General features: G+C 63.4%; 16 protein-coding genes. 11 read left to right on the forward strand and 5 right to left on the reverse strand.

Going from position 1 to position 19,469, the window contains the following annotated elements; translation table 11 throughout:
* Nucleotides 1-99 precede the first annotated feature (99 nt).
* The 8 genes from mutM to JI748_RS14250 all read left to right on the forward strand — a co-directional run bounded on the left by mutM (nt 100) and on the right by JI748_RS14250 (nt 10,651).
* Nucleotides 100-984, forward strand: coding sequence for a bifunctional DNA-formamidopyrimidine glycosylase/DNA-(apurinic or apyrimidinic site) lyase (gene mutM, locus JI748_RS14215; RefSeq protein ID WP_201632006.1), 885 nt, complete (start codon nt 100-102; stop codon nt 982-984).
* 330 nt (nt 985-1,314) lie between these two features.
* Complete coding sequence (gene rpsT, locus JI748_RS14220; RefSeq protein ID WP_164533100.1) at nt 1,315-1,581, forward strand: 30S ribosomal protein S20; 267 nt, start codon at nt 1,315-1,317, stop codon at nt 1,579-1,581.
* 883 nt (nt 1,582-2,464) lie between these two features.
* Nucleotides 2,465-3,907: a chromosomal replication initiator protein DnaA gene (gene dnaA, locus JI748_RS14225; RefSeq protein ID WP_201632009.1), complete on the forward strand. Its 1,443-nt coding sequence runs from the start codon at nt 2,465-2,467 to the stop codon at nt 3,905-3,907.
* Between the two features lie 185 nt (nt 3,908-4,092).
* On the forward strand, nt 4,093-4,467 hold the full coding sequence (locus JI748_RS14230) for a hypothetical protein (RefSeq protein WP_201632012.1): 375 nt from the start codon (nt 4,093-4,095) through the stop codon (nt 4,465-4,467).
* Nucleotides 4,468-4,588: 121 nt separating this feature from the next.
* Nucleotides 4,589-5,713: a DNA polymerase III subunit beta gene (dnaN, locus tag JI748_RS14235; RefSeq protein ID WP_164533098.1), complete on the forward strand. Its 1,125-nt coding sequence runs from the start codon at nt 4,589-4,591 to the stop codon at nt 5,711-5,713.
* A 153-nt stretch (nt 5,714-5,866) separates the two neighbouring features.
* The gene (gene recF / locus JI748_RS14240; RefSeq protein WP_233280535.1) at nt 5,867-6,973 is read left to right on the forward strand and encodes a DNA replication/repair protein RecF; all 1,107 of its coding nucleotides are present in this window, start codon (nt 5,867-5,869) and stop codon (nt 6,971-6,973) included.
* 96 nt (nt 6,974-7,069) lie between these two features.
* The gene (gene gyrB, locus JI748_RS14245; protein WP_201637375.1) at nt 7,070-9,523 is read left to right on the forward strand and encodes a DNA topoisomerase (ATP-hydrolyzing) subunit B; all 2,454 of its coding nucleotides are present in this window, start codon (nt 7,070-7,072) and stop codon (nt 9,521-9,523) included.
* A gap of 105 nt (nt 9,524-9,628) precedes the next feature.
* Nucleotides 9,629-10,651 carry an LLM class flavin-dependent oxidoreductase gene (locus tag JI748_RS14250; RefSeq protein WP_201632017.1) on the forward strand — a complete coding sequence of 341 codons (1,023 nt, stop codon included), beginning with the start codon at nt 9,629-9,631 and terminating at the stop codon, nt 10,649-10,651.
* 149 nt (nt 10,652-10,800) lie between these two features.
* Here the strand turns inward: JI748_RS14250 and JI748_RS14255 are convergent, their stop codons facing one another.
* Nucleotides 10,801-11,319: a hypothetical protein gene (locus JI748_RS14255; protein ID WP_201632020.1), complete on the reverse strand. Its 519-nt coding sequence runs from the start codon at nt 11,317-11,319 to the stop codon at nt 10,801-10,803.
* Nucleotides 11,320-11,544: 225 nt separating this feature from the next.
* Between JI748_RS14255 and JI748_RS14260 the strand changes: the two genes are divergently transcribed.
* Nucleotides 11,545-14,280, forward strand: a complete 2,736-nt coding sequence (locus JI748_RS14260; RefSeq protein ID WP_201632022.1) for a transglycosylase domain-containing protein — start codon at nt 11,545-11,547, stop codon at nt 14,278-14,280.
* A 36-nt stretch (nt 14,281-14,316) separates the two neighbouring features.
* Here the strand turns inward: JI748_RS14260 and JI748_RS14265 are convergent, their stop codons facing one another.
* Nucleotides 14,317-15,054, reverse strand: a complete 738-nt coding sequence (locus JI748_RS14265; protein ID WP_201632025.1) for a M48 family metallopeptidase — start codon at nt 15,052-15,054, stop codon at nt 14,317-14,319.
* Between the two features lie 268 nt (nt 15,055-15,322).
* Nucleotides 15,323-15,784, reverse strand: coding sequence for a DUF2852 domain-containing protein (locus tag JI748_RS14270; protein WP_201632028.1), 462 nt, complete (start codon nt 15,782-15,784; stop codon nt 15,323-15,325).
* Nucleotides 15,785-15,913: 129 nt separating this feature from the next.
* On the opposite strand from JI748_RS14270, the gene JI748_RS14275 reads away from it, so the two are divergent.
* Together JI748_RS14275 and JI748_RS14280 are read left to right on the forward strand one after the other, a co-directional pair.
* Nucleotides 15,914-17,236, forward strand: coding sequence for an ActS/PrrB/RegB family redox-sensitive histidine kinase (locus tag JI748_RS14275; protein ID WP_201632045.1), 1,323 nt, complete (start codon nt 15,914-15,916; stop codon nt 17,234-17,236).
* A 38-nt stretch (nt 17,237-17,274) separates the two neighbouring features.
* Nucleotides 17,275-17,826, forward strand: a complete 552-nt coding sequence (locus tag JI748_RS14280) for an ActR/PrrA/RegA family redox response regulator transcription factor (protein ID WP_201632060.1) — start codon at nt 17,275-17,277, stop codon at nt 17,824-17,826.
* Between the two features lie 127 nt (nt 17,827-17,953).
* On the opposite strand, the gene JI748_RS14285 is transcribed toward JI748_RS14280, so the two are convergent.
* Together JI748_RS14285 and JI748_RS14290 are read right to left on the reverse strand one after the other, a co-directional pair.
* A complete protein-coding gene (locus JI748_RS14285; RefSeq protein ID WP_201632063.1) occupies nt 17,954-18,310 on the reverse strand; it encodes a DUF1428 domain-containing protein in 357 nt (118 codons plus the stop codon).
* A 74-nt stretch (nt 18,311-18,384) separates the two neighbouring features.
* Complete coding sequence (locus JI748_RS14290) at nt 18,385-19,422, reverse strand: DUF2793 domain-containing protein (RefSeq protein ID WP_201632066.1); 1,038 nt, start codon at nt 19,420-19,422, stop codon at nt 18,385-18,387.
* Nucleotides 19,423-19,469: the final 47 nt, after the last annotated feature.

The following is a 19,469-nucleotide window of genomic DNA, read 5'->3' on the forward strand; positions in this document are numbered from 1 at the left end:
GGCGGCGCTCCGATAGACTTGGGCTCTTTGGGGCGCACCATATATAAGGCGCTGGAAATTGCCCATGGCTCAATGGGGCGCAGGGCAAAAGGAGTTGCGATGCCGGAATTGCCGGAAGTGGAAACGGTGCGACGGGGGCTTGAGCCCTGGCTTGAAGGGGCGACGATCCTCTCGGTGACGCTCAACCGCAAGGATCTGCGCTTTCCGTTTCCGCAAAATTTGAAGGAGGGGATCGAGGGGCAGACGGTCACGCGCGTCGGCCGCCGGGCCAAGTATCTGCTGATGACCCTTTCGAACGGCAAGACGCTCTTGAGCCATCTGGGCATGACCGGCTCCTGGCGCTTTGCCGAGCACGGCATCGACAAGCCGCCGCGTTACTATGAGCCCGGCACCGAGCCCAAGCACGACCACATGATCTGGGAGCTCTCGCATCCCCAGCATGGCAAGAGCCACCTGATCTATGCCGATCCGCGCCGCTTCGGCTTCATCGATCTCTACGACGACATCGACCAGAGCCCCTATCTGAAAGGCCTGGGCCCCGAGCCGCTCGGCAATGACTTCAACGCCGCCGAAATGGCCGCCGCCTTCAAAGGCAAGAAGGCGCCGATGAAGGCCGCACTTCTCGACCAGCGCGTCGTCGCCGGCCTGGGCAATATCTATGTCGCCGAGGCTCTCCACCGCGCCCATATCTTGCCCACCGTTGCAGCCGGCAGATTGATCACCAAGACCGGCAAACCCAAAAAGGCGCTGGAAGACCTGTCCGCCGCCGTGCGCGAAGTGCTGATCGCTGCCATTGAGGTCGGCGGCTCGACCATCCGCGATTTCCGCAGCACGACGGGCGAAGGCTATTTCCAGCACAACTTTGCGGTTTATGACCGGGAGGGCGATCCATGCCCCACCCCGCTTTGCACCGGTGTCGTCAAACGCATCGTCCAGTCCGGCCGCTCGACCTTTTACTGCCCGGTGTGCCAGAAGGCGCCCTGAGGAAGACGCCCCCTCCCTAGCTTTGCTACGGCCTTCGGCCTAGCGGCGCTACCCTCCCCTCGAAGGGGGAGGGTCGGCCCGGTGGAGGCGACAAGCGCGGTGCCCACCTTCCCCCTCAGAGGGGAAGGCAAGCAAAGCTTGGCGACGGAGGAGCCTAGCGGCGCTCGGAAGGGGGTGCCTGTTCGCTCCTGAATCTTATTGACGCTCCCCCGCCTTTCCCCTATACCGCGCCCAACTTGGCGGCAGTCGATGTGCCGCCGATTTCATTTTATCTCCGGACGTCTGCGACTTTGAGCGCTGATCCGGCTTGGTTAGTTCAAGAGGACCAACATGGCCAATACGCCGTCAGCCAAGAAGGCGACCCGCAAGATTGCCGCCCGCACCGCGATCAACAAGTCGCGTCGTAGCCGCGTGCGCACCTTTATCCGCAAGGTCGAAGAAGCGATCACCGCTGGCGACCACGCCACCGCTTTTGCTGCCCTCAAGGCTGCCGAACCCGAGATCCACCGCGCTGCTGGCAAGGGCATCGTCCACTCCAATCTCGCCTCCCGCAAGGTGTCGCGCCTCAACTCGCGCGTGAAGGCTCTGGCGGTCTAAACTGTCCTGCTGCCGGGCTCCTGCCCGGCGCTTCCGAAACTGGCTGATGGGCTCCTCGCGGAGCCCATTTTCTTTGGGCATCGGCAGGCAAGCTTTTTCGCAACACAACTGTCATGTGTCTCTTTGGTGACGGTCTTGCCGGCACCAGAACGGATCGCGTACGACAGGATTTTTCGTGTTTCTCGAAGACCTTAGCTTATTCTCGGCAGCAAAGGCCCGGCAGCCAAAAGGTCGCATGACGGTCTTGAAGGAAATTAATTTTTCACCATCTCAAAGACGCTAAGTGATCGAATCTGCATTGAGTCACAGCGGCTTGCGGGACCCTACAAAACTTGAGTCCGGAGCCACGTTTTGAGCAGTTCTGAGTCAAGCCCCTATTTCAGCGATTCACGTGTTGCGGGGGCAAATCGAGCCATTTAAGGTACTTTGGCCGGCGGGGAAAAAGGGGATTGAACGACCCCTTCAAGCCAAGCCGGCGGGTCTCGCAAGAGACCAAATCAGTAGGGTAGATTCTGGGGCAGTTCCTCAAGGAAAGCCAGAAGAGATTGGCGCCTGTGCACAACAGTCGCCGTTTCGAATTTGGTGTGTTCCTTTCGTCCTTCGGCTGATCAAGCCGGGTTCACGCGAGAAAAGCATAGGCAAACGGCGGCTCAACCGCCGAACGAAAACGTGCGTCCGCTTGGCGGAGGCAGGGCGAAGCCGTGCCTGATATCCTTCGGGATCAGGCACGATCAGCGACAGGCAACATCCCGGGTTTTGCGGACCTAGGGCAACTTTATGGGGCTAAAAAGCAATGATGCGACAGGCGATCGTGGAAAAGGATCAGTGGGCAAACCCTGCACCTTCTTCCCAAACTCTTTCCCCCAAAGGCACCAATCCTGTCATGTCCGATAGCTCTTCCGAAACGCAGCGCGACCTTTGGAACCGTGTGCGTGCGCGGCTCAAGACCGCCGTCGGCGAAGATGTCTTTACCTCCTGGTTTGCCCGGCTCGAGCTCGAAGAAATCGTCGAGGACACGGTGCACCTGTCCGCGCCGACCCGGTTCCTCTGCTCCTGGGTGCAGTCCAATTATGCAGAGCGCATCGTAGAGACCTTCCGCAATGACGTGCCCGAAGTGGCGCGCCTTCAGGTCACCATGCGCGTCAATGGTCAGGCCCGCCCCCGGCTTGCTCCTGTTGCCGAGGCTGTAAGCGAAGCCCCGGCTGTTGAAAGCGCTGCACCGGCACCCGTCGCTGCGCCAGCCACGCCGCGCCTCGTCCGCGAAACCGCCAAGGGCGATGCCCTTTCCGGCAGCGCCATCGATCCGCGCATGACGTTTGAGAGCTTTGTTTCGGGCGAAGCCAACGAAATGGCCTTTGGCGTTGCCAAGCAGATCGCCAATGCAGCCGCCAACAACACCGTGACCTTCAACCCGGTCTATATCCATTCCACCGTTGGCCTCGGAAAGTCGCACCTCCTCAACGCCATCGCCCATCAGGTGCAGACGGCGGATCCGAGCAAGAACATCGTTTATCTCACCGCCGACCACTTCATGTACCATTTCATCACGGCCGTGCAGCGCCAGTCGGCGCTGGGCTTCAAGGAATGGCTGCGCCGGGTCGATCTGCTGCTGATCGACGACATGCAGTTCCTCCAGGGTAAGTCGGCTACCGAATTCGGCCATACGCTGGGTACGCTGCTGACCGGCGCCAAGCAGGTCGTGGTGGCCGGCGATGCACCGCCGCGCGATCTTGAAATGCTCGATGAACGCGTGCGTTCGCGTCTTTCCGGCGGTCTTGTCGTGCCGATCTCGACCTTTGACCTTGATCTCCGCCGCGCCATTGTCGAGCGTCGCGCCGCGCATGTGAATTCGCGCTTCGGCATGGCCTTCCCGACCGCCGTGATCGATTACGTCGCTCGGGCCGTGGTCAGCCATGGCCGCGATCTCGATGGCGCCGTTAACCGCCTCGTCGCCGCCAATCAGCTTACCGGTGAACTCATCACCGTGCCGCTGGCGGAAAAGACGCTGGCCGACCTGATCCGCGCCCGCGACGCCAAGCGCGTGCGCATCGAGGACATCCTCAAGGCCGTGTCGCGCCACTACAAGGTGCCGCGCAACGAACTCCTTTCCGCCCGCCGCTCGCGCGACGTGGTCCGCCCGCGCCAGATCGCCATGTATCTGGCGAAGGCCCTCACCGCCCGTTCGCTGCCCGAAATCGGCCGGCGCTTCGGTGGCCGCGACCACACCACCGTCCTGCACTCGGTGCGTAAGGTCGAGCAGATGATCAAGGACGACATCGAGCTTGGCCAGGAGATCGAGCTCCTGAAGCGGATGCTCGAAGAGTAAGAGAAAGCCCCCACCCAAGCTCCCCCGTAAGTCGGGGGAGGAGCTCTATCGAGCTCGTGGCTGGATATGGGGCACGCACCAGCGCGCTCCTCCCCCTCCTCAAGGGGGAGGCCGGGTGGGGGCGCTTTCCACACACCTTTGTCAGATGCCTTGATCCAGACACGTGCCCCGGCCAAAAGCGAGCCATGTTGCGATTTATCCTGCCGCTTTTGACGTTTATCGCCGTTCCTGCTCAGGCGGCACCCACCACCGCCGATCTGCAGATCGAGCAGACCCTTGCGGTCGCGCTCGAAGTGCAGAACCAGATCCTGGCTTGCTGGAGCCTGCCCTCCGGCTACGAGAACAAACTGGTTTCCGTGCGCCTCGCCTTTTTCGGCGACGGTACGCTCGATGGCGATCCCTCGCTCGAACCGCAGAGCCTGATCATTGCCCGGCGCTATCCCGAGCTCATGCGATCAATCGCCGGAGCCATCGAAAACTGCCTCCCCTATACCGGTCTTGAAGCCCTCGGCGCCGGCCCGGGCGAGCGCTTCGACATCACCGTGCATTTCCAGAGCTAGTCCACAGCTTGGCAAGGGCGAAAAGCCGCGCCGGCCTTGCCAATCTCTGATGAAACTGTAAACGTCCCAGCCCGGCTTCCGGCCGGGTTTTACCGTCGCGTAATGCCAGGATTTGTCGCTCATGAAAGTCACGCTCGAACGCAATCATCTGCTCAAATCGCTGAGCCATGTGCATCGGGTGGTGGAACGCCGCAATACCTATCCGATCCTCGCCAACGTCCTGTTCAAGGCCGGTGACGACCGGGTCGAACTGCGCGCCACGGACCTCGACATCGAAGTGACCGAAAGCGTGCCGGCCATGGTCTCGACGCCGGGCACGACGACGGTGCCGGCGCATACGCTTTATGAAATCGTGCGCAAGCTTTCCGACGGCGCCGAAGTGCGCCTCGAAACCGATGGCGGCGAGAACATGGTTCTCACTTCCGGTCGCTCGCGCTTCAACCTCGCCTGCCTCTCGCCCGACAGCTTCCCGGATCTCAAATCCGGCGCCTTTCCGCATGAATTCGACATGCCCGCTGCCTCGCTGCGCGAGCTGATCGAGCGGACGCAGTTCGCGATCTCCAACGAAGAAACGCGCTACTACCTCAACGGCATCTATTTCCACGCCGTGCAGAATACGCAGTCCGGCGCCCTCTTCCGCGCCGTGGCCACCGACGGCCACCGAATGGCGCGCGCCGAGATCGCCGCACCCGCCGGCTCGGAAGGCATGAGCGGCATCATCGTGCCCAAAAAGACCGTGGGCGAAGTGCAGAAGCTGCTCGACGGCGTCGATGGCGACGTCAAGGTCGAGGTTTCCGACACCAAGATCCGCTTCACCGTCGGCCCGGTCGTGCTGCTCAGCAAGCTGATCGAAGGCACCTTCCCCGATTATGACCGGGTGACGCCCAAGAACAACGACAAGCAGATGATGGTCGACAAGGCTGGCTTTGCCATTGCCGTTGATCGCGTCTCGACCATCGCCTCCGATCGCGGCGGCAAGGCCGTCAAGCTCCAGGCCCGCGACGGCCTGCTCGAGCTTTCGGTCACCAATCCGGACCACGGCACCGCTTCCGAAGAAGTGGCGGTCGAGTTCGACACCGATGGCTTCGAGATCGGCTTCAATGCCCGCTACCTCCTCGACATCATCCAGCAGATCCGCTCCGAAAGCGCCGTCTTCCTCTTCAACGACGCCAACTCCCCGACGCTGGTCAAGGAACAGGGCACCGAGGCAAATGCACTTTACGTGTTGATGCCGATGCGGGTTTGAGCGAGCACATTTCGGCACTTATGAAGGCCCCCTCACCCGCCGCATGGCGGCGACCTCTCCCCCCAGGGAGAGGTAAGAGTGGCCCCCAAGCAGCGCAGCAGCACCTCTCCCTTTGGGGGAGAGGTCGGCCGCAGGCCGGGTGAGGGGGCCTTGTTGATCCGCCACATCTCCCGCCTGCGCCTGACGGCCTTTCGCAATTACACCTCCGCCGCGCTCGATCTGGACGAGCGCCACGTCGTGCTGACCGGGCCCAATGGCTCGGGCAAGACCAATCTGCTGGAGGCCATTTCCGTCCTCTCGCCGGGGCGGGGCCTGCGCGGCGCGAGTTTTGAGACGCTGCAGCAGCATGGCTCGGACCATGGCTGGGCGGTGGCGGCGACGGTCGAGACCGGGGACGGCCCATCCGATATCGGTACCGGCGCCATGCCCGATGGCGGGCGGCGGGTGCGGATCAATGGCGCCAATGCCCGTTCCATCGAAGCAATGAGCGATTACCTGCGCGTGCTTTGGCTGACGCCGGCCATGGACGGCCTTTTTTCCGGCCCCGCGGGCGAGCGACGGCGGTTCCTCGACCGGCTGGTAACGACGCTTATTCCGTCCCATTCCGCGGCAGTCGGTGACTTCGAAAAGCTCATGCGGCAGCGCAATAGGCTCCTTGAAGAAGAAGGCGATCCGCGCTGGCTCAGCGCCGTCGAGACACAGATGGCCGAGCTTGGCGCCTCGATCCACCTCAACCGCACCGATAGCCTCCAGCACCTTCAGGCGCTGGTGTCCGAAAGCCTCGACGACGGCTCTTTCCCCGCCGCCGAATTGGCGCTGACGCCGCTATTCGACACCGGGGCCGTGCCCGAAACGTCCGCAGCGCTCGAAACCCTCCTGGCGCAGCGCTGGCATGCGCTGCGCCCCCTTGATCGAGCGGCCGGACGCACCACATCAGGACCACACCGGGTGGACCTCGAGGTCATGCACGCGCAAAAGCGCATGCCGGCGGCTTTGGGCTCGACCGGCGAGCAGAAGGCGCTGCTGATCGGCCTGATCCTCGCCCATGCCCGCCTGGTGCGTTTGCGGACAGGCATCGTGCCCTTCCTTCTTCTCGACGAGATTGCTGCCCACCTCGATCCCGATCGGCGCCGGGCGCTGTTTTCGGCTTTGGACGGGCTCGAGACGCAGTGTTTTCTGACCGGCACCGACGCGGTGCTGTTCGAGGCGCTGGAGGATCGGGCGCAGCGCATTCCGGTGCGGGACGGGCGGCTCGGGTAATCCCCTGCGAAAAGCCCGCAAACGGGCAAATTCCTTGGGGTTTGAGCCCCATTCCGCTAGAACAAACTTGACGTGAAAACGACTGATTCGGACCCCATGACCGAGAGCCAAAATCCCGCCCCCAACGAATATGGCGCCGACAGCATCAAGGTGCTCAAGGGCCTCGACGCCGTGCGCAAGCGCCCCGGCATGTATATCGGGGACACGGATGATGGTTCAGGCCTCCACCACATGGTCTATGAGGTGGTCGACAACGCCATAGACGAGGCGCTGGCAGGCCATGCTGACCTCGTGACGGTGACGCTTAATCCCGATGGCTCGGTGTCGGTCAACGACAATGGCCGCGGCATCCCCACCGATATCCACAAGGAAGAAGGCGTTTCGGCAGCCGAGGTCATCATGACCCAGCTCCATGCCGGCGGTAAGTTCGACCAGAATTCCTATAAGGTCTCCGGCGGCCTCCATGGCGTGGGCGTGTCGGTCGTCAACGCCCTCAGCCAATGGCTCAAGCTCAACATCCGCCGCGGCGGCAAGATTTTCGAGATGAGCTTTACACATGGCGACGCCGATGCGCCGCTTAAGGAAATCGGCAGCTATGTCGAGGACAAGAAGCCCGGCACCTATGAAGGCCGCAGCGGCTCCGAGATCACCTTCTTCCCTTCGGCCGAAACCTTCACCATGGTGGAGTTTGACTTTAAGACGCTGGAACACCGGTTGCGCGAGCTCGCCTTCCTTAATTCCGGCGTTCGCATCCTCCTCAATGACCTGCGCCATCCCGAGCCGGTGCATGTCGAGCTGTTCTATGAGGGCGGCCTGGAAGCCTTCGTCAACTACCTCGACAAGTCCAAAGCGCCGGTGGTCGAACGTCCGATCACCATGATCTCGGAAAAGGACGGCATCACCGTCGAGGTGGCGTTGCAGTGGAACGACAGCTACCACGAAAACGTCCTTTGCTTTACCAACAACATCCCGCAGCGCGATGGCGGCACGCACTTGGCAGGCCTTCGCGGCGCGCTGACGCGCCAGGTCGTGGGCTATGCCAATTCTTCCGGCATTGCGAAAAAGGAAAAGGTCGAGCTCACCGGCGACGACACGCGCGAAGGCCTCACCTGCGTGCTGTCGGTCAAGGTGCCGGATCCCAAATTTTCCAGCCAGACCAAGGACAAGCTGGTTTCTTCCGAAGTCCGCCCCGTTGTGGAAAATATCGTCAACGAGAAGCTCGGCCAGTGGTTTGAAGAGCATCCCAACGAAGCCAAGACCATTGTCGGCAAGGTGGCGGAAGCCGCTGCAGCCCGCGAAGCCGCGCGCAAGGCGCGTGAGCTCACCCGCCGCAAGGGGGCGCTCGAAATCTCGTCCCTGCCCGGCAAGCTTGCCGATTGCCAGGAACGCGACCCCGCCAAGTCGGAAATCTTCATCGTCGAGGGCGACTCTGCCGGTGGCTCCGCCAAACAGGGCCGCGACCGTTCTAACCAAGCCGTGCTGCCGCTGCGCGGCAAGATTCTCAATGTGGAACGCGCCCGCTTCGACCGCATGATCTCGTCCGATCAGGTCGGCACGCTGATCACCGCGCTCGGCACCGGCATTGGCCGCGAGGAGTTCAACCCCGACAAGCTGCGCTACCACAAGATCATCATCATGACGGACGCCGATGTCGACGGCGCCCACATCCGCACGCTCCTCCTCACCTTCTTCTACCGCCAGACGCGCGAGCTGATCGAGCGGGGCCATATCTACATCGCCCAGCCGCCGCTCTACAAAGCCACGCGCGGCCGCTCCGAGCAGTATCTCAAGGACGAAGATGCGCTCACCGACTATCTGATCGATGCCGGGCTTGAGGACGCCGTCTTCACAACGCGCGACGGCCACCAGCTGGCCGGGCACGATCTTCGCGCCGTGCTGCAGCAGGCGCGCGGCATCGTCGCCGCCATTGACAATCTCAACACGCGCTACAATCGCAACCTCGTCGAACAGGCCGCCATTGTCGGCGGGCTCGATCCGGATGGCCTTGCCGATGCCGAGCGCATGGGCGAAGTGCTGACCCGCGTCGGCAACCGGCTCGACCGCATTTCCGACGAATGGGAACGCGGCTGGACCGGCGAAATCACCGATGCCGACGAACTGGCCTTTTCGCGCACCGTCCGCGGCGTGGCAGAGCGGCACCTGCTCGACAAGGGCCTGTTGCAGAGCGCCGATGCGCGCAAGCTCCGCCAGCTGGCCGACCGGCTCGACGAAATCTATGGCGGCGTGCCGACCCTTACCCGCAAGGGCGACACGACGCCGGTTTTCGGACCCACGAGCCTTTTCAAGGCCGTGACCGATGCCGGCCGCAAGGGCGTTTCGCTGCAGCGCTATAAAGGCCTCGGCGAAATGAATGCCGAGCAGCTCTGGGAAACAACGCTCGACCCCAATGCGCGCACGCTGCTGCGTGTCGAAATGGGCCAGACCGACGAAGCCGACCAGATTTTTACCGCGCTGATGGGTGACCTCGTCGAGCCGCGCCGTGACTTCATCCAGGACAACGCGCTCAACGTCTCCAATCTGGACGTCTAGGCACTACGTCGTTCAGCTATTGCAGCCAGTCCGTTCCGGCGGGCTGGCTTTTTCGTGTCCCCTGCACGACATACCTAGAGCTGATATCAACGAGCGAGGCACGCCATGAAGAAGATCGGCTTTTTGAGCTTTGGACACTGGAGCCCCTCGCCCCAGTCCGGCACGCGTTCTGCCGGTGATGCATTGCTGCAATCGATCGACCTTGCGGTAGCCGCCGAGGAACTGGGTGCCGATGGCGCCTATTTCCGCGTGCACCACTTTGCCCGCCAGCTTGCCTCGCCGTTCCCACTCCTGGCTGCCGCAGGCGCCAAGACCAAGACCATCGAGCTCGGCACGGCGGTCATCGACATGCGCTACGAAAACCCGCTCTACATGGCCGAAGACGCCGGCGCCGCCGACCTGATCGCCGGTGGCCGCCTGCAGCTGGGCATTTCCCGCGGCTCTCCGGAACAGGTGATCGACGGCTGGCGCTATTTCGGTTTTGCCCCTGAAGAGGGCAAGACCGACCAGGACATGGCGCGCCAACATGCCGAAGTGTTCCTTGAAGTCATTAAGGGCAATGGCTTTGCCCAGCCCAATCCGCGCCCCATGTTCCCCAACCCGCCCGGCATGCTGCGGCTCGAGCCCCATGCCCCGGGCCTTCGCGACCGCATCTGGTGGGGCGCTGCGAGCGACGCCACGGCCATCTGGGCTGCCAAGATGGGCATGCACCTGCAGTCCTCGACACTCAAATTCGATGAATCAGGCAAGCCGTTTCACATCCAGCAGGCTGAACAGATCCGGGCCTATCGCGCCGCCTGGAAGGACGCCGGCCACGCCCACGAACCGCGCGTTTCGGTCAGCCGCTCGATCTTCGCGCTCGTTTCCGACGAGGACCGGATGTATTTCGGCTCCGGCCGCCCGGAAGAAGATCAATTCGGCTATATCGAGCCGGAAAAGCGCGCCGTCTTCGGCCGCGGCTACACCGCCGAGCCGGACAAGCTCATCGAAGAGCTGCGCAAGGACGAAGCCATCGCCGAAGCCGACACGCTCCTGCTGACCGTCCCCAACCAGCTGGGCGTCGACTACAACGCCCATGTCATCGAAAATATTTTGACACTCGTGGCACCGGCGCTCGGCTGGCGGTAGCGAAACCAATACCAACAGTAGCCCTCATCCTGAGGTGCGCAGCGTAGCGAAGCCTCGAAGGGCGAGGGCGTGGCACGACCCCTGGCTTGCCCACCCTCGTGGTTCGAGGCTGCGCTGTCGCTCCGCACCTCACCATGAGGGTTCACGCACTACTGCGGAAGCTTAAACCCCGATCCCCCGCACCCATTCGCCTGCCAATACCGATCAACCGGGGTAAAGCCGCCCGTCGCCAAAAACTCCACGCGCGCCGCAAAGGCCATGGCCCGGCACTCGTTCGGGCCGGCGACCACATGCACCATCTCGTGCAGAATAGTCAGCGTGCGAAGCCCGGACGTGCCGCTGTTCAAGAATTGCGGGCAGAGGCTGAGGGTAATGGCGCCGTTTTGCGGCGGCGACGTCACAAAGGCGGCAAAGCGCGCGCAGTCGCCGCCGTCGCCGCTACGCCGGACATCGACGGCAAGGCTTTGCCCCCAGTGCCGCGACGTGAAGCTGCCCAAGGTCAGTGCGTCCCGGTAAGCGGACACATCGACGCCGAATTCGTCGGCAGCCATTTGCGGGGACGCAGCAGCAAGATAGGACGCGGCAGCGTTAAGCGCGTCATCAATGACGTCCGCACGAGCCGGTGTCAGGGAGAGCAGGGAAACAACGAGGATCAAGACAAAGCGCATGGCTCTTCTTGGCTTTGCAATTGCGACCCCAGCAAGGCGCCAGACCCTCTGTTGCAGGGCGGTCACAACCGCCTCAGTGCCGCAAAACCCCTCATAAACCGGCCACAATCATCCCGGAGAAGCGTCCCATGAGCTGCTGGATGCGGCGGGAGATGCGACAGCTGAACTGGCGCGACACAGTCCCCGAGCAAAAGCCATCTGTTTGCCTCAGGGGCGAACAGGATTATGAAGCAGCGTGCCCCGTTTTTCGACAGGTTTGCCCCAATGGATTTCCGCATTTCGGCCGATGACCGCGTAGGTAGACCAGCCGCCCGCCAGGCCAAGCCGCAGACGCGTGCTAAGGCCAAGGGTGAACGCGTCGAGCCGACCATCGGTTCGTCGGCTATGGGTCATTCGGTCGGTTTTTCGGTCGATGACCGCGTCAGCACCGGCGGCAAGGGTGGCGGCGGGGGCAAGCCGCCCAAGGGCAAGGGAAGGCCACCGCGCCGCGGCCGGGCTGAAACGGCGCGTCCGCGCAAGAAGAAGCGCGGCGGCGGTTTCCTTATGGGTGTGCTCTGGTGGGGCTTTGTTGCCTGCCTTTGGGGCGGCCTCGCCGTGATCGGCGTCATCGTTTACTACGGCGCGCAGCTTCCGGCTTCCAACACCTGGGCCATTCCCGAGCGTCCGCCCAATATCCGCATTCTCGCCGCTGACGGCAGCCTCCTCTCCAATCGCGGACAGACCGGCGGCGAAGCCGTGACCTTCCGCGAGCTGCCGCACTTCGTGCCGGCCGCCTTTATCGCCTCGGAAGACCGGCGCTTCATGAGCCATTTCGGCGTCGACCCGATCGGCCTTCTGGCGGTTGCCGTGGAATCGGTTCAGGCGCGTGAAGTGACGCGCGGCGCCTCGACGCTGACGCAGCAGGTTGCCAAGAACCTCTTCCTCACCCCCGACCAGACCCTGGGCCGCAAGGTGCAGGAAGCCATTCTTGCCGTCTGGCTCGAGCAGAATTTCACCAAGGAAGAGATCCTCGAACTCTACATGAACCGCGTTTATTTCGGTTCGGGCGCCACCGGCATCGAAGCGGCGGCGCAGACCTATTTCGGCGTTTCCGCGCGCAACCTGTCGCTAGGCCAGGCCGCCATGCTGGTCGGCATCCTGCCCGCGCCCTCGGCCTACAATCCCAAGGCCAATCCGGAGCGCGCCAAGGAGCGCCAGCGCCTCGTGCTCAATGCTATGGCGCAGGAAGGCTATATCACCCGCGAAGAAGCCGACGCCGCCCGCATCGATCCCGATCAGGAAGTGCGCACCGTCATCGCTGGCTCGGAATCCTACGTGGCCGACTGGGTCGAGTCGCTAATGACCTCCTATATCGGGGAAATCGGCTCGGACGTGATCGTCCAGACCACGATCGACTACAAGCTGCAAAAGGACGCCGAGTTCATTGTCCGCGAAGCGGTCGCCACCGAAGGCCCCAAGCGCGGCTTTACCCAGGGCGCGCTCGTTTCCATGGACGTCAATGGCACGGTGCGTGCCATGGTTGGCGGTGTCGATTACCAGGCCAGCCAGTATAACCGCGCCGTCACTGCCAAGCGCCAGCCGGGCTCGACCTTCAAGCCCTTCGTCTACATGGCCGCCATGGAAAAGGGCTATACGCCCGATACCCTGGCCGAGGACGCGCAGTTCGAATACAATGGCTGGAGCCCGCGCAATGCCAATGGCAAATATGCCGGCACAGTGACGCTGCGCCAGGGCCTGGCCTATTCGCTCAATACCATTGCCGGGCGTCTTGCCATCGACGTCACCCCGGAAAAGGTGATCGAAGTGGCCATGCGCATGGGCATTTCCTCTTCGCTGACGCCGGTTCCGTCGATCGCGCTCGGCACGCAGGAAGTGAATCTCCTCGAGCTCACCTCCGCCTATGCGCCTTTCGCCAATGGCGGCATGGGGGTCATTCCCAATGTCATCACCAAGATCAGCGATGTCGAAGGCAAGGTGCTCTACGAAAGCTCCGATGCCGGCCCCGGCCGCGTCATCGATCCCAACATCCTTGCCGAAATGAACGACATGCTTGAGACCGCCGTCGAAGTCGGTACCGGCAAGGGCGCCCGCATCGGCGCCTGGGAAATGGGCGGCAAGACCGGCACGTCGCAGGAATCGCGCGACGCCCTTTTCGTCGGCTATACCTCGGCCATGGTCACCGGCGTCTGGCTCGGCAATGACGATAACAAGGGCACTTCGCTTTCGGGCGGCAACGTCCCCGCGGCGATCTGGTCGGACTTCATGACCAAGGCCCTGGCCGGTCGCGAACCGACGCCGATCCCTGGTGGGTCCTATTCCGGCCAGCTCGTGGCCCAGCAGATGGTCGACCCGGCAACGGGCCTGCCCATCATCGACCCCGCCACCGGTCAGCCGCAGGTGCAATATGTCGATGGCGGTACCGGCCAGCCGGTGCAGACGCAGGTCGATCCGGCCACCGGCCAGGTCGTGGCCATCGATCCGGCTACGGGTCTCCCCATGCAGGGCATGCAGCCGCTGCAGAGTGCCGCCGCACCGGTGCAGACCCAGCAGATCGACCCGGCCACCGGGCTGCCGATCCAGCAGATCGATCCCGCCACCGGCCTGCCGGTCCAGCAGATCGATCCGCAGACCGGCATGCCGCTCGATACGTCTGGTCAGACGCAGCAGGTGACCTATGATGCCAACGGCCAGGCCATCGATCCGGTCACCGGCTTCCCGCTGCAGGCGCCGACCACGGCAACGCCGATCGACCCAGATACCGGCCTGCCGATGACGCTGGTCACCGATCCGGCGACCGGCCAGCAGGTCTGGGTGCCGAGCGCGCCAGCGCAGCAGGGCTTCCAACAGGCCCAGCCACAGCAGTTCGCGCCGCCCGCCGAGGTGCAACAACAGCAGCCGCAGGTGGTCTACGACGCGCCGCAACAGCAACGCACGCTGATGGACATGATCTTCGGCAACTAAAGCATAGCCCCGGACACCGTTCCGGGGCTTTTCGTTTCAACCGTCGCTGCCGGGCGCCTGCCAGCTCATCAGCTCGCGTCCATGCGCCTTGAGCCAGGCCCGGCCGCCTTCCATGTCCGGCAGGGTCCGGGTGACCGTCGCCCAGAAGGCGGCCGAGTGGTTCATCTCGACGAGATGGGCCACTTCATGCGCCGCCACATAATCAAGCACATGCGGCGGCGCGAGGATCAGCCGCCAATTGTAATTGATGTTGCCGGTCGACGAGCACGATCCCCAGCGGCTTGACTGGCTGCGCAGCCGCACCTGCCTCACTTCGACACCCAGCCGGTCGGCATGGATCTGGCTTTGCCGCACGAGGTCGTCCAGCGCTTGACGCTTCAGCCAGTCGTAAAGCCGCCGCGGCTGGTGTTCGGATGCGCCGGGCACGAGGATCTCGCCATCGACCACTTCCACCCGCCCACGCAAGGCGCCGGTGGACACGACTTGATGCGGCACGCCGCGCAGTGGCAGCTCGACCCCCGCCCCCAGCCGCTGCGCCCCGGCCGTCCGCGGCAGCCGCGCTGCCAGCCAATGACTGTGACGCTGGAGAAACGCCTCGGCATCGGCCCAGCGCGCCCTTTCCGGAATGGTCAGCAACGGCCCGGTGGCGGGAATGGACAGCCGAAAGCTCTTGGCGCGCTTGCTGGTGCGCACGGCTACGGCGGTCGAAACCCCATCGAGGTCGAGATGCGTCACCGAAGGCGGCGCGCTGCGCTGGCGGAGAAAGGAGAACATTGGCGACCGAAGAATCGTAGACGCAGAGTGTAACCCAGGCGAGATAACCTGTGGGTGTAGAGTTTGCGGCATTGGCCCCCACCCCGCCTCCCCCGGAAGACGGGGGAGGAGCCGCATCGAGTTCCGATCCAACCAACGCGCACCGGCCGAACTCCTCCCCCGCCCTACGGGGGAGGGGGGTGGGGGTCGCTCGGTACACCAAAAAAAAGCGCCCCTTGCGGGGCGCCAGTCGTTGTCAGGAAAGGAGGTCGTCTGAGGCCAACGGGGCTTAGCCGTTGTTGTTGCCCCAGTTATCCTGTGAGGTGTTGCTGTCGCCATAGCCCTGGCGATTGCCGCGGCGGTCGTTCATGAAGCGGTCGAATTCTTCGCGATCCTTAGCCTTGTTGAGGTTGGCCATGTATTCGTGGAAGGCGTCGATCTCGGCGTCGAGGCGGGCGCGTTCTTCTTCGAGGCGCTTGAGCTGTTCGGCGCGATATTCGTCAAAGGCGGCATTGCCCGAAGAGGTGGCAAAGTTCGGGCGGCCAAAGCCGGTATTCTTGGTATTGCTGCGCACGAAAGAGCATCCCTTGTTCCAGTAGCGTTGAGCCTGCTCGGCAGAGCCGCCGAACTTTTCACCCCAAAGGATGTAGCCGAGCACCGCGAGGCCCAAAGGCCAGAAGACGATGAAGCCGATAACCATGAGGGTAATGGTCAGGGGAGACCATTGCGGTTTAATCAGTGCAGTGTTCATATCGTTCAAACTCCCAGTCACGATGGTCCTAACGTGGTCCCGCAAGAGTCGGGATCAAGAATGTGCCTGTCGTTTTTTTGAACTTGAATTTTTGGCCGCGCGTCCCATGCGCCGCCTTGTGAGCCCCCGATGACCGAGCAAACCGCCATATCCGCACTGTTCCCGACCGGCTGGCGGCCGATGCGGCTCCAAACCCTGGTCGTGCTGCGCTGGCTGGCCGTCGCGGGGCAAACCATCGGCGTCCTGTTCGTCACCTGGGGCTTGGGCTTCCCGCTGCCGCTCCTGCCCTGCCTCACCCTGATCGGGCTGTCCGCCGCGCTCAATATCGGCCTCGTCCTGCGCTATGGCGCTCATTTCCGCCTATCGTCGCGCGTCGCGGCGCTGCAGCTGGTGTTCGACCTATGCCAGCTCGGCGGCCTTCTGGCGCTGACCGGTGGCCTCGAAAACCCCTTCGCCCTTTTGCTCCTGGCGCCGGTTTCGGTTTCGGCCACCACCCTGCCCTCGCGCCAGACCTGGGTCATCGCCGGCGTCGCCGCCGTGATCGCCACCATTATTTCCGTCGTGCACCTGCCCCTGCCCTGGGACCCGGTGCAGACCATCACCTTCAACCGCATTTATGTGATCGGCATCTGGGTCTCGATCATCTGCGGCGTGGTCTTTGTGTCCGCCTACACCAATCGCGTCGCCCATGATGCGCGCCAGATCGCCGATGCGCTGGCCGCCACCGAGCTGGCCCTTTCCCGCCGCGAACAATTGTCGGCGCTCGATGGCCTCGCCGCCGCCGCAGCTCACGAACTGGGAACGCCGCTCTCCACCATTGCCCTCGCCGCCAAGGAAATGCGCGCCGAAGTGGAAAGCGGCAGCCAGCTCGCCGAAGATGTCGAGCTCATCATCGCGCAGTCGGCGCGCTGCCGGGCGATCCTTGCCAAGCTGCGCAACCTCGGCAGCGAACCGGCCGATCTTTTCGCCCAGGCGCCGCTCACCGACATCCTCGACGAGGTCGCTGCTCCCCATGAAGGGCGCGGCAAGGTCATCCTCTTTTATTCCGAAAACGCCACCGGACCCGACCCAATCTTTCCGCGCAGCGTCGGGCTGCTTTACGGGCTCGGCAATCTCATCGAGAACGCCAGCGACTACGCCCGGCAAACAGTCCGCATCGAAAGTGCCTGGGACCTGGCCTCGATCACCGTGCGCATCACCGATGACGGTCCCGGCTTTGCCCCAGAGCTGATCGCCCGGCTGGGCGAGCCTTATCTCACCAGCCGGCCACGCGATCCTTCCGGGAGCGATGCGCATCAGCCGGGAGGTCTCGGCCTCGGCATCTTCATTGCCAAGACCCTGCTCGAGCGCACCGGTGCACGCCTCACCTTCGACAATGCAGAAGGCGCTCATCATGCCCGGGTGAGTATTCGCTGGCAGCGCCAAGATTTGACGGATCGTTCACCCAGCTGAGTTTTGACGAAAGGCCCCGGAGCGCCTATGTGAGAGGCATGGAAACGATCGAACAACTTTTGGCAGGCGATCCGAGCCTTCTGCTCGTCGACGACGACGCCGCCTTCCTCCAGCGCCTCGAGCGCGCCATGGCCCGCCGTGGCTTTGACGTGCGCATCGCCGGCAGCGTCGCCGATGGCCTCGCCGCCGTCGCGGAAAAGCCTCCCGCCTTCGCCGTGGTCGACCTCCGCCTCGAGGATGGCAATGGTCTCGACGTGGTGTCGGCCCTCCACCAAAAGCGCCCGGACGCGCGCGCCGTGGTGCTGACGGGTTATGGCAATATTGCCACCGCCGTCACGGCGGTGAAGCTCGGCGCCATGGATTATCTCAGCAAGCCCGCTGACGCCGACGACGTCATCAACGCCCTCCTCGCCACCGGCGAAGACAAGCCCGAGCCGCCCGAAAACCCGATGTCGGCCGACCGGGTGCGCTGGGAACACATCCAGCGCGTCTATGAACTGTGCGACCGCAACGTCTCGGAAACCGCCCGGCGGTTGAACATGCACCGGCGGACGCTGCAGCGAATCCTGGCCAAGCGGGCTCCGCGATAAGGGCACCGGCACCCCCACCCCACCTCCCCTTAAGAAGGGGGGAGGGGCTTCATCGAGTTAGCCCCCGACCGTGCCACAGGCACGATGGTACTCCTCCCCCGCCCTACGGAGGAGGCCGGGTGGGGGTCTATTTATTCCCCACATCAAAAATCGTCTGAAACCCACCATAGATCATGCGCGCGCCATCGAACGGCATCTGCATGTTGGCCATGCCAGGATCGTTCATCATCTTTTCGCTGGCGGCGTCGCAGGTCGCCTTGTCGGGATATTCCACCCAGGAAAAGACGATCACCTCGTCGTCCTTGGCCAGCACCGAGCGCTGGAAGTCGGTGAGTTCGCCCTTGGGCACATCGTCACCCCAGTTCTCGACGCAGCGCGTTGCTCCCCATTTGAGGAAGTATTCGGAGGCTTCCTTGGCGTGGGCCATATAGGCCTCCTTGTTGGCGGCGGGCACGGCGGCGATAAAACCCTGGACATAGGTCATTCTGGTCTCCTGTTGCTCGGTTCACCCTCGAGACGAACAAGAAGAGCCTACTCCGACACCCGCCATCGAGAAAGTCAGGCCTCCTTCGCTTCAAGAGCACGCAGCCGAGCCGCAAGCTCCTGCACCGCCGCAACCAGCGGGGCGATGAACTGATCGTAGCGCAGTGCCTGAAGGCTATCGACATCCTCCTTGTCGCTCAGCACATGGCCGCCGAAATCGCGCACGCCGCAGCTCGTCACCGCCGCGGCGACCTCCTGGGCCAGAAAACCGTAATGGGTGCGGCCGTCATCTTCCTGCCAGTGAAAGCGCACCGGCTCCAGCGCTTCGATGAAGGCAAGACCCAGATCGGTGGGCGCGATCGCGGTCTTGCTGCGCCGATCCGAGGTCTGGATCGTACCCGTGGCCGACCACACGGCGGACCAGCGGGCGCTGCTGCTGCCCAGGCTTTGGGCATTGTCGCTGGCCGGGCGCAACACGCCGCCAATGCTGATGGCGCTGGAAGCGGCATCGACGCGGATCGCATCGGTCCAGCTCGCGCCATCGGCGCTGACCTTGATGCGCCAATGATTATCGCCCATCAGCCCCATCTCGGCGCGACCCGACCAATTGGACTGGAAGAGAAGGCTCGCCGTGTCGGAAGCAGAAGCCTTGTTGAGCTTGAGCTGGTGGCCCGCCCCGGCATGGGTCAGAAGCGTTGCTTCCGAGGCAACGGCCAGCCGGTTCGTCGGATCGGCACTGGTGTTAACGCCCAATTGCGGCAACCCGCTGCCAATGGCCGCCACGGCGGTCCAGGCAGTGCCCGAATAAACCAGCAAAGCGCTCTTCTCGCGATCATAGACCTGCCAGCCCTCGGCCGGATCGTAGAAAGTCCAGGCACCCGACTGGAAGGCCGCGATTTCGTCTGTGTGTCCGGCCCAGACACCACCTGCGCCGGAGGGCACGATATAGCTCTCGCCCGGAAGTGGCGTCGCCGGCGGCATTGTCTCGAGGCAGCTTTCGACGAGAGGCTGCACCAGGGCATCAAGGCGCTGCAAGGCGTCATTGTGGGTGATGTGCTTGAGAGCCTGACCTGCCATGATGAAGGGCAGGTCGAGGCGTGCTGTCTTGTCCATGATAGGCTCCGGTTTTCACTGGGGCCCAGTTTGGCGCCGCCTCACCC

It is taken from the genome of Devosia rhizoryzae, from assembly GCF_016698665.1.
In the GTDB taxonomy this organism is placed as follows: domain Bacteria; phylum Pseudomonadota; class Alphaproteobacteria; order Rhizobiales; family Devosiaceae; genus Devosia; species Devosia rhizoryzae.